Source organism: Rheinheimera sp. (assembly GCF_037442345.1).
Lineage (GTDB): Bacteria > Pseudomonadota > Gammaproteobacteria > Enterobacterales > Alteromonadaceae > Pararheinheimera.
In genome coordinates this window covers 32,929-47,581 of the sequence record NZ_JBBIQL010000030.1, presented here as the reverse complement: position 1 = coordinate 47,581, position 14,653 = coordinate 32,929, and the positions used below count along the sequence as shown (strand labels likewise).

Here is a 14,653-nt window from a genome sequence, read left to right as displayed (position 1 = left end):
AAGGTCGAGGTGGTCGGCACCCGCATTCTGTTGTCGGCCCCCCGTTCCGTGGTGCTGGGGGATACTGTCACCATGACCGCCGACTTAACGGACTCGGCGGGCAATGGCATTCAGGGGGAAATCCTCACCGTCAGTTCGTCCTTAGGAAATCCGATCAGTGCGGCGACTTTTGTCACATCCGGCAACAGTGGCCGTATCAGTTTTAGTTACAAAGCTCAAAGCGGAGGGCAGGATTCACTGCGTATTACAGGGCTGGGCGCTGTCGCGGTGCAGGATGTCGCTATTCAGACAGACAGTTTCAGTTTTGTGCCAACCGAGCCCACTGTGGCAGAAGTGCCGCTGGGTACTGAACATGCGCTGACACTTAACTGGTTAATCAATGGGGCAGCCAATGCGGGCAAAGCGGTGAACTTCAGCACCACCCGAGGACGTCTTGGCCTGACCAGCGGAGCTCTGAATACCGTCTCTGTGGACAGCCAGACCAATGCTCAGGGGCAGGCTCAGGTATTGGTACGTTCAGATTTCGCTGGCATTGCCAATATCGCTGCGACCGAGATCCGCTCCGGAGCAACCGATTTGCTGTCGACCCGGGCCAGTGTCGAATTTGTTGCAACCCATCCAGGCTGGGTTGAACTGCAGGCTGTGCCCACTCAGGTTGGGCCTGGTGAACAGTCGGTGGTCCGGGCTGTGGTGCGTGATGCCAATAACAACCCGGTCAAAAACCGCACTGTGGCCTTTAACCTCAATGGCGCACCAGGGGGGCAGCTGGACCCGGCGACAGCGGTCACCGACTCGCAAGGTCTGGCGACCACTGTGTTTACAGCCGACAGTCTGACCGGTGCGGCCACAGGCCATAACCTGACTGTATCCGGCGTGGTGCTGGATACCAGTCCGGCGGTCAGTTCAACTGTGGCGCTGGCCGTAGGCGGGCGAACCCTGTTTTTCCGCTTTGGTACAGGGAACAGCATTCAGGAGCCCAGTGAATCTGTTTTTCGTCAGCAGTTTTCGATTTTTGTGACCGACTCCTCAGGCAATCCAGTGGCCGGGCAAGCGCTGAATGTGGCGGTCCTGTCCATGTCTTATGACAAAGGCTATTGGGTTGAATCGCCTGATGAAACTAACTTTAAAGTGTGGGCACCTGTCATCACTGCGGCGGCATGTCCATCAGAAGACGTAAATTTCAATGGGATTCTGGACGCCGGGGAAGACCGCAACAATGACGGCCAGTTAACACCTGGCAATGTAACCTCTGTGCCTCGCACAGTTCAGGCCGATGCCAATGGAGTGGCTACTTTTGAGTTGTCTTACCCTGTGGATCATGCCCCCTGGACTGTGGTGGAGTTGCGGGTGTCTGGCACTGCCGCAGGGACGGAAAATATCAGCAGACGTAGTTTCAGGCTGAATGTGTCTGGTGACTATGTTGCGGAGCAGACAGCAGAACCTGCCAGCAATCCGTACGGCCAGGGCCTCAGCTGTGCCGATACCCTGTAACTGAAATAACAAGGCCTGGTGAACCCAGGCCTTGATGCTTAACGCTGGAACTGATACACCGAACCCAACTGCAGAATTTGCGTCAGCTCATCCAGCGCCTGACGGCTTTCAATCAGCAGCTGCGGGTCGACCAGGTCGGCTTCGGTCAGCTCGTCACGGTAATGGCGGTCCACCCACTGATTTAAGCGGGCAAACAGCGCATCGTTCATCAACACGGCCGGGGTCACTGCCGCTAATTCCTGCTCACTGAGCGCGACCCGCAAGCGAAGACATGCCGGGCCGCCACCATTTTGCATGCTTTGTTTCACGTCCATATAGTGCACCTGGCGCACCGGGGTGCCGCGGCCGGTTAACTGCTCCAGATAAGCGGAGACCGTAGCGCTGTCACGGCATTCGGTAGGCGCTATGATGGCCATATCCCCTGTGCTGAGCGTAACCAACTGAGTGTTAAACAGGTAGGTTTTCACTGCTTCTTCAACACTGACTTCACTGGTTTTCACTTCGATAAAGTGCAGCGGATGTTCACCGAATTTTCGCTGAATTTCTGCCAGCTTTTGTTCGGTGTGCAAAAAGGCCTGCTGATGATAAAACAGCACATTCTGGTTACCTACCGCTATCACGTCGTTATGAAATACGCCCTGGTCAATTACATCCGGATTTTGTTGGATTAATACCAGGGTCTCATCGGCCAATCCATGCAGGCGACCAACAGCTTCGCAGGCTTCTTTGGTATGACGGGCCGGGTATTTTTTGGGCGCCGGTTGCTGGCGATCAAAAGCGCTGCGGCCATACACAAACAGCTCGACACCTTTGTCACCATAACTCCGGCATAAACGGGTATGGTTGGCCGCACCTTCATCACCAAAATGGTCGTTGTCCGGCAAATGGCTGTGATGGGAAAAATGCCGGTCATCACTGAACATCGCTTTTAAAATGCGGCCAGTGGTTTGTGGCTCTAAGGAACGGTGGAATTTATTGGTCAGGTTAGCCGGGGTAAAATGCACCTTACCGTCGGCGGTGTCCGCACTTGGCGAAATTGTGGCGGCGTTAGCCGTCCACATGCTGGAGGCTGAACAGACAGCCCGCAGCACTTCGGGTGCTTGTTTCGCTGCCTGTTGAATCACCTGCGCATCAGTGCCACTGAACCCCAAACGGCGTAGGGTGTACACATCTGGCCGCTCTTGGGGAGCCAGCACCCCTTGCACCAGACCCAGGGCCGACAAGGCCTGCATTTTCTGCAGTCCTTGTTTGGCGGCCTGTTTTGGGCTGGACAAGGACTTGGCATTATTCAGCGAGGCCACATTGCCGACGGACAAGCCGGCATAGTTATGCGTCGGGCCGACCAGCCCGTCAAAGTTAGCTTCAAAAAACTTCATTTTTGCTTTATTCCTTCGAAAAGATGATGTGGCTCTGTTGTTATTTTTTGCGCAGCCACTTTAAGTTTGCTTCATTGGAGGTCGCTGTTTTATTCAGCGAAAGGCCGTAAATTCACGGCCTTTGGGCATAATAATGAACTTATACTCTTGTCACAACTTGAGTTTACGGATATACGTTAAAAAAGAACTGTCTTCTAACACGCTCTCAGGGTCGGGATCTAAATCACAAAATGGCGAAATCTCTAGTCATAGTCGAATCACCTGCAAAAGCCAAAACGATTAACAAATACCTGGGTAACGACTATGTCGTGAAGTCCAGTGTTGGCCATATTCGCGACCTGCCCACCAGCAGCAGTAAAGAGAAAGGCAAAGACAAAGCGTCCAAGCTGAGTAAAGAACAAAAGGAATACCAGGCTCTGGTGGACCGGATGGGCGTTGACCCGAAAAACTGGCAGGCCCGGTACGAAATTCTCCCTGGCAAAGAGAAAGTTGTGAAAGAGCTGAAAGCTCTGGCAGAAAAAGCAGACACTGTTTATCTGGCAACGGACTTGGACCGCGAAGGGGAAGCCATTGCCTGGCACTTGCAGGAAATTATTGGCGGTGAACCCGAAAAATTTAAGCGGGTGGTGTTTAACGAAATTACCAAAAATGCCATTCAGAATGCGTTTAAAGAACCTGGGCAGGTCAATACCGACAGAGTAAATGCACAGCAGGCACGACGTTTCCTCGACCGTGTGGTGGGGTTTATGGTGTCGCCACTGCTGTGGAAAAAGGTGGCCCGTGGCTTGTCCGCTGGTCGGGTTCAGTCGGTCGCTGTGCGTTTGGTGGTGGAACGTGAACGCGAAATCAAAGCCTTTGTGCCGGAAGAATACTGGACTGTGGATGCTGATACCCAAACAGCGCTGCAGCAAGCCTTACGTCTGGAAGTGACGAAAGAGGCCGGCAAAACTTTCCGGCCACTGAATCAGGCTCAGGCGGACCTCGCAGTAGCGGCGCTGGGTAAAGCCAGCTTTACCGTACTGGAACGCGAAGACAAAGCATCCAGCAGCAAAGCCTCGGCGCCTTTTATCACCTCCACCTTGCAGCAGGCCGCCAGTACCCGTCTGGGTTATGGCGTAAAGAAGACCATGATGCTGGCGCAGCGCCTGTACGAAGCGGGTCACATCACTTATATGCGTACCGACTCGACCAATTTAAGTCAGGACGCAGTCGCTGCGTGTCGTGCGTATATCGAACAGAATTTTGGTAAAAAGTACCTGCCAGAGCAGCCATTGTCTTATGGCAGCAAAGCCAATGCCCAGGAAGCGCACGAAGCCATTCGCCCTTCTGAAGTGAATGTGCTCGCCTCCAGTCTGGGCGGCATGGAAGCGGACGCGCGCAAGTTGTATGAGCTGATTTGGCGCCAATTCGTGGCTTGCCAGATGCCAGCGGCCTTGTACGATGTAACCACCATAACGGTACAGGCGGGCGATTTTGAATTAAAAGCCAAGGGCCGGGTGCTGAAATTTGATGGCTGGACCCGGGTGCAGCCAGCACAAAAGCGCAAAGATGAAGAAGAGCTGGAGCTGCCGGATGTCAAACCTGGCCAGAGCCTGAGTTTGCAGCAGCTTTACCCTGTGCAGCACTTTACCAAACCACCGGCGCGGTTCAGCGAAGCCAGTCTGGTGAAAGAGCTGGAAAAACGTGGTATTGGCCGTCCTTCGACTTATGCCGCCATTATTTCAACCATTCAGGAACGCGGTTATGTGAAAGTAGAAAACCGCCGTTTCTACGCCGAAAAAATGGGTGAAATTGTCACAGACCGTTTAGTGGAAAATTTCAGTGATCTGATGAATTACGACTTCACTGCCAATATGGAAGTCCGGTTGGATGATATTGCTGAAGGTGAGTTGAAATGGCGTGACGTGCTGGATCAGTTCTATGGGGATTTTTCTGGCAAGTTGAAACAGGCAGAAGCGGCTCCTGAAGAAGGAGGCATGCGGACCAATCAGTTTGTGTTGACCGATATCGACTGCCCCAGTTGTGGCCGCAAGATGGGGATCCGTACGGCAAGCACTGGGGTGTTTTTAGGCTGCTCAGGCTATAACCTGCCACCGAAAGAGCGTTGTACCACCACCATGAACCTGACGCCAGGCGATGAGGTGGTGCAGGTGGCCGATGATGACGAGCTGGAAACCGAAGTGCTGCGCCATAAAAAGCGGTGCAGCAAATGTGGCACAGCGATGGATCACTACCTGATTGATGAGCAGCGTAAACTCTATGTCTGCGGGAATAATCCGGGTTGTGATGGGTATCTGGTGGAAGCCGGCGCCTTTAAACTGAAAGGTTATGACGGTCCGAGCATTGAATGCGAAAAATGCGGCAGTCAGATGCAGCTGAAATCTGGCCGGTTTGGCAAGTACTTTGGTTGTACCAACGACGCCTGTAAGAATACCCGTAAGCTGCTGAAAAATGGGGAAGCAGCGCCGCCAAAAGAAGACCCGGTGCATTTACCCGAACTGAAGTGTGAAAAGTCGGACACCTATTTTGTATTGCGGGATGGGGCGGCAGGTTTGTTCCTCGCGGCAGCGACTTTCCCTAAATCACGAGAAACCCGGGCACCTCTGATTGCTGAACTGGTACGTTTCAAAGACCGGCTGATGCCGAAGTTCCATTACCTGACCGATGCCCCAGCCCAGGACAGTGCCGGGAATCCGACGGTACTGCGCTGGTCGCGTAAGACTAAACAGCAGTATGTCATGACGGAAAAAGATGGCAAAGCCACTGGCTGGTCGGCCTGGTACCAGGATGGGCGCTGGGTGGTCAGCAAGGAAAAATAGCGGCTTGCAGCGCGATTAAAAAAGGCGGTTTACCCGCCTTTTTTTATGGGTAAAAACTACCATTTACGTTTGGGAGCAAACAATACATCCAGATCATTGCTCTCCTGCTCGGCACGTTTTTGCCTGTCACGCAAATTACCTTCTTTCAGTTCGGTAGCAATGTCTTCCAGAATCATCGTGACTTCGGATTTGCGGTTGGTGACATAATCGTCGGCATGAGCACAATTACTCAGGGTGGCCAGCGCTTTTTCGTAACACTGACGGGCAGAGCCTAACATAGCGCTGGCACGCGCCTGATTACCGCGTTTGATCTGGCTTTCGACATTGATGCGCAGTTGCAGCATCTCCAGACGTCGGTCTTCCTGCACCACACTCTGAGTGTCAATATTGCCACGGGCGTGTTCTGCGCGCAGTATGGTGCGCAGCTTTTTAATGCCCTGGATCATGCTGATAATTTGTTTATCGTTATCCGGCATGGTCAGGCTTTCGCCCCCCATGGTATCGTTGCCATCGGTCAGACGTTTTTCGGTTTCGCTGATGCGTTGTTTCAGATCTTTCGAGGTAGGTTCCAGTTCCAGCATAGCCCGTAACGTCATCAGAATACGTTTGAGCAACATGCTGACTATGCCTCGGGTTAAAGGCACATTGGCCGCGTTCAGCAGAATATCTTCAGTGTCTTCCAGCGCGTTACGCAGCTTGGAAAATTCGGCACGTTTGAGTGCAGCCAGACGCTCTTTATGCTGCTGGATAGCACTGACGATCACCGCAATGACCACCAGCGTAATGACTAAAACAATAATAATGGCAAACAATATCCCAACTCCATTGTGTCCTGAATACTTCAGGGCTCAATTGTTCTCTGCTCAATGTTAAACCCAAGCCATCCAAAATGCTATGACCCCGTCAGGGCAACGACAGACTGAACACAGCACCACCAAACTGACCGCCATTTTTCAGGCGGATAGCGCCAGTTCGCCCATGATTCCGGTGTGCTTTGGCAATTAACCCTGCAAAAAACAGGCCTAACCCCGTGCGACCAGAGCTCAGATTCAGTTCTTTCATCAATGTATCGGCTTGTTCGAGCATAAAATCGGGGTAACCCGGGCCATCATCATGAATTTCTATCAGCAGGCCTTTGGCGTCGCGTACGGCTTTGAGCAATAATTTGCTTTTGGTGTAACGCAAGGCGTTGATAAAGATATCGTTGAGTAAATTACCGACCAGATCCTGATCGTAGTACCCCATCAGTTCAGGGTCGGCTTCCACCTCAACCTGGATTTGTAACTGCTCACTGTAAAATTCATTGTTCAGCTGAATTTCTTCAAACAAATCCGCGACAGGGTGCTGGTCTATTTGCAGCGGCAGTTGCTCTTTCTCCAGCCGGTACAGGGACAACAACTGCAGCAGGTTGATATTAAGCCGGTTCGCTTCATAATGAATACGTGACAATTCTTCGCGGGCCGCAGGTTTTAACTGGCTTTCTTCCTGGCGCAGCGTATCCAGCGATTGGATCAGCAGGCACAACGAGTTTTTCATATCGTGTGCGGCACTGGCCAGTACAGTCGCAAAATCTATATCAGGAGTACCGCCTGTCATACCCAATTCACCTTCGTCTAAAAGCAGATTTTAGTTACTATTCGTTATAGTCCAACATGAAAACGAAATAAGTTGGAATATCTAAACGATAGCGTATAGTGTTCATATCATATGCCAAGAATGGATAGCTGACACATGAAATTACAACAACTTCGTTATATTGTTGAGGTACTTAACCACAACCTGAACGTGTCTGCGACTGCCGAAAGTCTGTATACATCCCAGCCGGGGATCAGTAAGCAAGTTCGTATGCTGGAAGACGAATTGGGTATTCAGGTGTTTGGCCGCTCGGGCAAGCATTTAACCCATGTCACACCGGCAGGGCGGGACGTGATTGATATAGCGCAGCAAATTCTGGCCAAAGTGGAAAGCATTAAGGCGGTTGCCAAAGAACATACTTTACCGGATCAGGGCAAGCTGAATATAGCCACCACCCACACGCAGGCCCGTTATGCCTTGCCTCCGGTGATCAGTGGGTTTATGAGGAAATTTCCGAAAGTCTCGTTGCATATGCATCAGGGCACGCCGTCGCAAATTGCCGAAGCGGCCTCCCGCGGTGATGCCGATTTTGCCATTGCCACCGAAGCCATGCATTTGTTTAACGACCTGATTATGTTGCCCTGTTACCATTGGAACCGCAGTGTGATTGTGCGCCACGATCACCCGCTGGCGGCTATCAACCGCAAGCTGAGCGTTGAAGATGTGGCGGAGCATCCTATAGTCACTTATGTGTTTGGGTTCACTGGCCGCTCTGAGCTTGACCGCGCTTTTGGCGAAAAAGGCCTGGATCCGAAAATTGTGTTTACCGCGACGGACGCCGATGTGATTAAAACCTATGTCCGTTTAGGGCTGGGGGTTGGGGTGATAGCCTCGATGGCGATGGATAAAGACCTGGATAAAGATCTGGTCGCTATTGATGCCAGTCATTTATTTGCCGCGTCTACCACCAAAATAGGTTTCCGCAAAGGCTCATTCCTTCGTACTTATATGTATGATTTTATTGAGCGTTTTGCGCCGCATTTAACCCGTGAAGTGGTTGAGCGTGCCAATATGATGCGCAGCCAGGAAGAGATTGACCGGATGTTTTCCCGCTTTGAGTTGCCGGTGAAATAAGTGGGGTGAGCCCAGAAAAGGCGGCCGCCTTTTCTGGTAGGCCAACACAGATCAGGCTTCGTAAACCAAAGGGTCTTTGGTGTGGTTCAGTTCGAAGGCTTCCAGCCGTTCCTGACAGGAACCGCATTTGCCACAGGCTTTGGCCCGGCCGTTGTAGCAGGTCCAGGTTTTGCTGTAATCCAGCCCCATTGCCAGACCATCCCGCAGAATATCGATTTTATTGCCGTTCAGATAAGGGCTGACAATATCCACGGGCTCGTAGTTGGCGATTTGGCAGACCTCATGCATTTTCAGCACAAATTCAGGCCGGCAATCCGGGTAGATAAAATGGTCACCTGAATGGGCGCCGTAATACACAGCGCGGGCATTCAGTGACACTGCATACCCGACCGCCAGCGACAACAAGATCATATTGCGGTTTGGCACCACAGTGGATTTCATGTTGTCCGCCGCATAATGACCTTCAGGTACATCGATGTTATCGGTCAGGCTGGACCCTGCCAGCAGCTGATTAATGGCGGAAATATCCACCACTTTATGGGACAGGCCCAGTTCCTGACACACCTGCCGTGCGCAATCCAGTTCCTTGACATGACGTTGTCCATAGTTAAATGACAAGGCATGGACTTCATGACCGTCGGCTATGGCTTTGTGCAACACGGTAAACGAATCCATACCGCCGGAATAGATCACAACAACTTTTTGCGGCATCAGAACAGGGCTCCAGCTATAATAAGCAACTTTTTTCGGGCGCGCATTGTACTTGAATCTGCCGCCAAGCTAAAGGAAAACCCCCGCAGGTGTATAAAGTCAACGAAATCTTTCAGACAATTCAGGGTGAAGGCAGCTTTACCGGCACGCCCTCTATTTTTGTCCGGTTACAGGGGTGTCCGGTGGGATGTGCCTGGTGTGACACCAAACATACCTGGGCCATTCCGGCCGATTTAGAGCAGAGTCCGGCGCAGATTGTGCAGAAAACCGACGAATCTGAGCACTGGTGCAGTCTGAGCCCGGAGCAGTTGCTGGTGTTGTTTAGGGAGCAGGGGTATCAGGCCAAACATGTGGTGATCACCGGTGGCGAACCCTGTATCTATGATTTAAACCCCTTATGCGAGTTATTGCATCAGCAGGGTTATCAGACGCAAATTGAAACCAGCGGGACTTTTGAGGTGCAGGTGCCGCCTGCCAGTTGGGTCACAGTGTCACCCAAGGTGAATATGAAAGGCGGTTATGAGGTGCTGCAAAGTGCCTTGGTGCGGGCCAATGAAATTAAACATCCGGTGGCGATGGAAAAACACATTGAAGAGCTGGATGTTTTATTGCAGGGTTTGGACCTGTCTGGCAAGTTGGTGTATTTGCAGCCAATCAGTCAGGGCCGCCGGGCCACTGAACTGGCCATCGCTACCTGCACTGCACGCAACTGGCGCTTAAGTGTGCAGGTGCATAAATACCTGGGCATCAGCTGACGGATGGGTCAGCCAGAGAAAAAAAGCCGCAATGCGGCTTTTTTTTCAGCGGGCGGGCCCGATGGGGTCGTCTTTCAGTTTGGGGATCTTCAGCCCCAATTCTTTGCCCCGGTACCGGGCGTAGTAGGTGCAGCCGATAAACATCAGGCAACACAGCAGCAACTCCAGCATCGCCAGCCAGAACACCAGACCCGAACTAATCCATAGATGGGTCAGGCTGTGAATGAAGTACCACATTACAATAAAGTTCGCCCAGGCAAAGGTATAGGCCTTGCCTTGCATAATGCCCCAAAGTGGCAGAAACAGCGGGCCCCATAACAGCAGTAGCAGGGTTGCACTGCTGCCCATTTCTGGCGGAACCAGATACAAGACCCACACTGGCATCAACAGAAAAAGACCAAAAAAGCCGATACGGCCTAACCAAAGGTAACGGCGGGTGAGGGCAGACATCATCATGCTCATGGCAACTGGGTTCCGGCTTGTTTTAAAATCTGCGCCATTGTAGCCAGACGTTTCCCCAATGCAACTGCCAATTCTTTGGCTTCTTTGCCAAGCGCCCTGTCACCGCTTAAACCCGTTACCTGGCTGGCACCGTAGGGGCTGCCACCTGCCTGCGTCTGGTGCAGGGCAGGTTCTGAATAGGGTAAGCCAACAGGGAGCATGCCGTGGTGTAATAAGGGCAGCATCATACCCAGCAAGGTGGCTTCATTGCCGCCATGTAAACTGCCGGACGAGCTGAACACCGCGGCAGGTTTATTAATCAGGCTGCCTTTGATCCATTCACTGCCTGTGCTATCCCAAAACTGTTTTAAAGGCGCCGCCATCAGACCAAAACGGACCGGGCTGCCAAAGGCAAAACCATCGGCCTGCATCAATTCATCGGGCAGGAATAATGGATGCACTGTGGACTGACTGCCGTCTGTTGCAGGCAAAGCGCGCAGTAAGGCTTCGGCTCCGGCCTGAGCCACACCTAAGGCTATCTGTTCGGCCAGTTGAGCAACAGAGCCGTGACGGGAGTAGTACAGAACCAGAATTTTGGTCATGGCAACAGCACAAGCAGATTTTCAACCGGTCGGCCAATTACGGCTTTGTCATCACACTGCAGTATCGGCCTTTCGATCAGTTTGGGTGTACTGACCATCGCCTCAATCAGCTGCTGTTCGCTGAGATCCGGATTGTCCAGCCCAAGGGCTTTGTATTCGGCCTCTTTGCTGCGCAGCAACTGCCGGGCAGGCATACCAAGAGCTTTAAGCAAGGCGACAAGCTCGCCAGCGGTTAAGGGATCGTCCAGATAATACCGAACCTGAAACTGCAGTTGCTTTTGCTCCAGTAGCGCCAGCGCCTCGCGGCTTTTCGAGCAGCGATTGTTGTGGTACAGCCTATACATAACTCTTCCTTACAGGCGTTTTAACCGGTTCAGTTCGGTTTGCCATTGTTTCTTTTTCGCCTCCAGCCGGCGGTTTTCCAGCTGATTTTCCGGTGCCAGATGATTCAGTGCTTCGTTTAAATCATCGATGGCTTTGGGGTAAATGGCGAGCTGGTAATACATATCAGCGCGGGCTTCGTAATAACGGGCATAATCTTCCATCGCTTTGTAAGTATCGGCAATCATTTCATAGGCCGGGAAAATATCACTGCGGTAATACAGCAGATTCCGTAACAAATGCAGCGCCAACCGGTAGGACTTGCCCTGAATAGCGGCGTTGGCGTAATTCAGTGTCACTACCTGATTATTGGGTTTGAGTTGGTATTGCTGTTCCAGCATCGTCATGGCCTCATCGTGTTGGCCTTTTGCCAGCAAAATGTCGGTGTACAGGTCGATGTAATACAGATTGTCGGGTTCCTGCTGGCGTAGTTTCAGAATGATCTGTTCGGCCTCTTTGACCTTTTTGCCATCAAAATACGCCAGTGCCAGTCCATACTGGTTGGCTTTGGTATTGCCACCCGGGCTGGATAAACGTTTTAAGAAATTGGTTTCCACATCTTTTGGGTCGTAGTAGTAACGCGCCAGTACCCTGGCCTTGGTCAGCACATAATCCGGGCTGTCCGCGACAAAACGTTTCTGGAATTGTTCGGCTCTCAGGCGGGAGTCGGCCACCCGGGCTTGTGACAGGGGGTGAGTGTACAAAAACGCCAGCTGTGCATTGGCAAAACGGGATCGCTCTGCCAGTTTGTTAAAGAACTCGGGGACAGCGTAAGGGTCATAGCCGCTGTCGGCCATCAGTTGAATACCAATACGATCAGCTTCCTGTTCATTGGAACGGGTGAAATTAATGGCACTTTGTTGGGCGGCCCCCTGGGTCGCCATAATACCGGCCATACCGGCTTCCGGATTCACTGTGGCCAGAATAATGGAACCCAATAAACCAGCCAGCGTCAGCGGCGCATTTTGGGAACGGGCCTCGACCGAACGGGCAATATGACGTTGGGTGACGTGTGAAATTTCGTGCGCGATGACCGACGCAAACTCACTTTCGGTATCTGACACGGCCAGAGTACCGGTGTGGGAGACGATATTGCCTCCCAAAGTGGCAAAGGCGTTGATGTTTTTGTCATTCACCCAATAAAAGCGGAATGGAAATTTCACGTCCTGGGCTTTCGCGACCATCTGGTTACCCATGGCATTGAGGTATTCGTCGAGCAATGGGTCATACACCATGGGCAACTGGCTTTTGGTCTGACGCATCATGACGTCGCCCAGCTGTTTTTCGGTGTCCGGGGTCAGGGTGGAAAATGCATTGCCGCCAATATCCGGCAGGGCGGTGTTGGCCTGCGCTGTCACTGAACTGAATACGCTAAATGCAAGACCGGCCCAAAACGCCGGCGTTTTCAACGAAGATACTGCCAATTGAATCATTTATTTCCTGAACTCTGTCATTCCTGCTTTGATGGCTGCCAATTTCAACTCGTCCGGATCCGCGCTGCCTAATTTACGCTGCTGGATTTCGTAGTACTGAGCAATGGAGGTGCCATCCACTTTCACTACATTCACCACAGTTTTTAAATGCTGGATCAGATCCATCACTGTCTTATGGGCATGGATAATTAAAGCCCGGTCGGCATCGTCACCATACTCAAAGTAATAATCAACAAACTTATGCATCTGATTGATCCGCAATACCATTTTCATGGTGTGTGGATCCCAGATATAAAAATCCAGCAGTTTGTTGCCTTTCACATACTGATCGATTTGTGTGTCTTTGGCATAACAACAGGCCTGAAGTTCAAAACCACGGTCAGTAAATACCTGATGCAGGGCAATACGGGGTTTATTTTCACAGTGAATAATGTTGCTGTTGTCGATATAACCGCCCAAGGCCTGCAAGTTCCAGTTGCGCTTGTCGCTGATCCGTTTGATGGCGTTATCAAAACCGTGGGTCAGCACTCCTTCCGATTCGCCGAGCGATTGGGCCACCATATGGTAAAAAGGTGGCAGTTCGCCCCAGTTAATTTGTTTTTTGTACCAGTTAATCTCTTTTAATGTCGGATTGTCGGGTAGATGGGCTCTGGAATGTGATATCGACATAGTGGCGGCTCTAAGGTACTGGTTTTATCGAATTATAACGAACAAATAGCGGGCGAAAAGCGTTGTTCGACGCGCCATACAGAGTTTTTTTCATTTTTTTGCTGTTTTGTCACGGCTCAGAACTCCAGACGCACCGTCGCACTGAACTGACGTGGCAGTGCCGGTTCGAAAGCGCGGCCATTGGCCTGATTGACCACCACGGCACCAACATACTGATGGTTGGTCAGGTTTTCCGCCGCCAGTTCATAACTCAGTTGCTGCCCGCGGACCTTGAGTTCCGATTGCCAGCGCAAATCCAGCCGGCCAAAACCCGGGGCGAAACTTTGGTTTTGGTCTGTGGTCGCCACCTTGCTGCGTAAGGTGGTGCTCAGTGTCAGCTTTTGCGTCGGGTTTTGGCTAGGCAGATAACTCAACGCCCAATACAGCTGTTGCCGGGCGACCCCTGGAAGCTGCTGTCCATCCAGTTCCTCGCCAGCAAAACGGGCGTTTAACAGCGTCAGGCTGAGCTGTTGTTGCCAGTGCCCAGTGGCTTGCCAGTACCAGAGCCATTCCAGGCCTTCACGTGCTGTGCGGCCCGCATTTTTGTAGGTCGTACGCCCACCGCTGGACTGATCTGTCAGCAGTTCATCGTCTGTGTCGGTGCGAAATAGCACCAGACTGCTGCGCCAGTGTGGATACTGCCATTTATGCCCCAGTTCCAGTGACCGGGACTGGCTTGGTTTCAATGCCAGGTTCAGGCCTGATCCTTCATTCTGATAGGCCATTTCGGTCAGGGTTGGCGTTTCAAACCCCAGACCTGTGCCGATAAACCAGCTGCGGGCCGCAGCGTAGTGATGGCTCAGACTGAAAGCCGCACTTTGTTCGTTAAACTGGGTACGACCACTGTCATCAGGGTTCGAGTCTGTGATGTAAAAATCATTGACCCGGACCCGGCTTTGGCTGTGCCGGATACCGCCACTGAGCAACCAGTCCGGCTGTAGCTGGTAACTGAACCGGCTGAACCAGTCGAGGCTGCTGAATTGGCCTTGTTCGTCACGTCGTAAATCCGTGGCCTGGCCCTGCTGATTCACATAACCACGACGTTCGTCTGTGCTGTGTTCGTAAGATGTGCCAAGGCTCAGACTCAGGGCATTGAATTGCCATTGCTGCAGTGCATTCACACCCCAGAAAGGGCGGTTCAGGTCAACAACCCCACCGGCAGAGGTCGGGCTGCTCCCATCAAACCCCAGATGCTGACTGACCTGACGATGGCCGGTCCAAAACCCC

At 52.1% G+C, this 14,653-nt stretch carries 14 protein-coding genes; 4 read left to right on the top strand and 10 right to left on the bottom strand.

Annotated features, from left to right (window positions below):
* On the top strand, positions 1 to 1,491 hold a 1,491-nt coding region (locus WKJ04_RS16420), incomplete at its 5' end, for an Ig-like domain-containing protein (protein WP_337881410.1).
* A 38-nt stretch (positions 1,492 to 1,529) separates the two neighbouring features.
* Here the strand turns inward: WKJ04_RS16420 and astB are convergent.
* Positions 1,530 to 2,867 carry an N-succinylarginine dihydrolase gene (gene astB / locus WKJ04_RS16415; RefSeq protein ID WP_337881409.1) on the bottom strand — a complete coding sequence of 446 codons (1,338 nt, stop codon included), beginning with the start codon at positions 2,865 to 2,867 and terminating at the stop codon, positions 1,530 to 1,532.
* A 230-nt stretch (positions 2,868 to 3,097) separates the two neighbouring features.
* Here astB and topA point away from each other — a divergent pair, with 230 nt between their 5' ends.
* Positions 3,098 to 5,686, top strand: a complete 2,589-nt coding sequence (gene topA, locus WKJ04_RS16410; RefSeq protein WP_337881408.1) for a type I DNA topoisomerase — start codon at positions 3,098 to 3,100, stop codon at positions 5,684 to 5,686.
* 56 nt (positions 5,687 to 5,742) lie between these two features.
* Here the strand turns inward: topA and WKJ04_RS16405 are convergent, their stop codons facing one another.
* A complete protein-coding gene (locus WKJ04_RS16405) occupies positions 5,743 to 6,498 on the bottom strand; it encodes a hypothetical protein (protein WP_337881407.1) in 756 nt (251 codons plus the stop codon).
* Between the two features lie 91 nt (positions 6,499 to 6,589).
* Entirely contained in the window at positions 6,590 to 7,282 is a 693-nt protein-coding gene (locus WKJ04_RS16400; RefSeq protein WP_337881406.1) for a HAMP domain-containing sensor histidine kinase, read from the bottom strand.
* 135 nt (positions 7,283 to 7,417) lie between these two features.
* Between WKJ04_RS16400 and cysB the strand changes: the two genes are divergently transcribed.
* Positions 7,418 to 8,395, top strand: coding sequence for an HTH-type transcriptional regulator CysB (cysB, locus tag WKJ04_RS16395; RefSeq protein WP_337881405.1), 978 nt, complete (start codon positions 7,418 to 7,420; stop codon positions 8,393 to 8,395).
* A gap of 51 nt (positions 8,396 to 8,446) precedes the next feature.
* On the opposite strand, the gene queC is transcribed toward cysB, so the two are convergent.
* Entirely contained in the window at positions 8,447 to 9,106 is a 660-nt protein-coding gene (gene queC / locus WKJ04_RS16390; protein ID WP_337881404.1) for a 7-cyano-7-deazaguanine synthase QueC, read from the bottom strand.
* An 89-nt stretch (positions 9,107 to 9,195) separates the two neighbouring features.
* Here queC and queE point away from each other — a divergent pair, with 89 nt between their 5' ends.
* Positions 9,196 to 9,861: a 7-carboxy-7-deazaguanine synthase QueE gene (gene queE / locus WKJ04_RS16385; RefSeq protein WP_337881403.1), complete on the top strand. Its 666-nt coding sequence runs from the start codon at positions 9,196 to 9,198 to the stop codon at positions 9,859 to 9,861.
* A gap of 45 nt (positions 9,862 to 9,906) precedes the next feature.
* Here the strand turns inward: queE and WKJ04_RS16380 are convergent, their stop codons facing one another.
* The 6 genes from WKJ04_RS16380 to WKJ04_RS16355 form a co-directional block, all read right to left on the bottom strand.
* On the bottom strand, positions 9,907 to 10,311 hold the full coding sequence (locus WKJ04_RS16380; RefSeq protein WP_337881402.1) for a DUF2069 domain-containing protein: 405 nt from the start codon (positions 10,309 to 10,311) through the stop codon (positions 9,907 to 9,909).
* Positions 10,312 to 10,319: 8 nt separating this feature from the next.
* Entirely contained in the window at positions 10,320 to 10,904 is a 585-nt protein-coding gene (gene wrbA, locus WKJ04_RS16375; RefSeq protein WP_337881401.1) for an NAD(P)H:quinone oxidoreductase, read from the bottom strand.
* Positions 10,901 to 11,248: an arsenate reductase (glutaredoxin) gene (gene arsC, locus WKJ04_RS16370; protein WP_337881400.1), complete on the bottom strand. Its 348-nt coding sequence runs from the start codon at positions 11,246 to 11,248 to the stop codon at positions 10,901 to 10,903. The genes wrbA and arsC overlap by 4 nt, the downstream gene beginning before the upstream one ends.
* A gap of 9 nt (positions 11,249 to 11,257) precedes the next feature.
* The gene (locus WKJ04_RS16365) at positions 11,258 to 12,718 is read right to left on the bottom strand and encodes a M48 family metalloprotease (RefSeq protein ID WP_337881399.1); all 1,461 of its coding nucleotides are present in this window, start codon (positions 12,716 to 12,718) and stop codon (positions 11,258 to 11,260) included.
* Complete coding sequence (locus WKJ04_RS16360) at positions 12,719 to 13,387, bottom strand: hypothetical protein (protein ID WP_337840319.1); 669 nt, start codon at positions 13,385 to 13,387, stop codon at positions 12,719 to 12,721.
* 116 nt (positions 13,388 to 13,503) lie between these two features.
* On the bottom strand, positions 13,504 to 14,653 hold a 1,150-nt coding region (locus tag WKJ04_RS16355; RefSeq protein WP_337881398.1), incomplete at its 5' end, for a TonB-dependent receptor.